The organism is Moorena sp. SIO2C4, assembly GCF_010672485.1.
In the GTDB taxonomy this organism is placed as follows: Bacteria; Cyanobacteriota; Cyanobacteriia; order Cyanobacteriales; family Coleofasciculaceae; genus Moorena; species Moorena producens.
Window position 1 is genome coordinate 1 of record NZ_JAAHGN010001569.1, and the last position, 1,079, is coordinate 1,079.

Annotated in this window: 1 protein-coding gene; it reads right to left on the reverse strand. The window is 46.3% G+C overall.

What is annotated here, in order from left to right:
* Nucleotides 1–642 precede the first annotated feature (642 nt).
* A partial coding sequence (locus tag F6K20_RS39575; protein WP_287298601.1) for a WD40 repeat domain-containing protein occupies nt 643–1,079 on the reverse strand: 437 nt, incomplete at its 5' end.

Here is a 1,079-nt window from a genome sequence, read left to right on the forward strand (position 1 = left end):
TTTGTACAAAGATGGCCTTCCTTTGATGAAACGACTAATTCAAGCTCGTTGCTCTATTACTGCTCCTCCTACTCTTCCGATACCTCTCTAAACCTGACCAAACGTCTTTCCAAAAGAGCCACACCCAATTAAATTCGCCACGGGTCGCACCGCAAAGTTGGGGGGCTAGGGGGGCGAAACTTGCTGTAAGTATAACCACCGCTCGCTGAACTTTTAGCTTAAAAAGACACAGATAGATAAAGCAATGCCCTTGTCTACCAAGTTGATTGCTGGTTTAAGACAAGAACTGGGTAGAATTCGGTCAGTAGGATTGCTGAAAACTACATACTGCTGCTCAAAGCTTCGCCAACTATTTCTAAACCTCTAGTCACCAAAGCTGCTGTGATGCTGATCTGATGGTGGTCTTGAGAGGATTACATATAGATGGTTAGAGGAATGCGATCGCGTAGCGTGACCTGCATGTCAATCGCTTTTAGCGTGACCAAAGGTCAATCGCGTAGCGTGACCATTCGCGTAGCGTGGCCCAAAGGCCAAGGTCAATCGCAAAAATAAACCCCTAATAAACATGGGATAATCATTCAGCTATCAGCATTGAGCTAATGCGCTACGCCCACGGCTGACGGCTGACGGCTGACATATCAATCAACGCCAAATCTTAATGTTGCCCTTTCCGCCTCCACTGACTAGGATTTGTCCATCAGGGCTAAAAGTAACCGGATAACAACCATTCAGATTTCGCAGTAGCTCACCAGTCCGTAGGCTCCAAAGTTTAATCTCGTTTATACTGGCACTGACTACTGTTTCTCCATCAGGGCTAATAGCAATAGAAAGCACCGCTGTTGAATGTCCAGTTAGAGAAAAGATTAGTTTTTCAGTGTGGAGATTCCACAGTCTGACGGTTTTGTCAGTGCTCGCGCTAGCGATAGTCTGACCATCAGGACTGATCGCAATGGAAGTTACCCAGCCTGTATGTCCCGTAAGAATAGAGCGCTGTTGATACCTGCGTCTGTTCCACAGTCTGATGGTTTTGTCATTACTAGCACTAGCGATAGTCTGACCATCGGGAGTAATAGCAACAC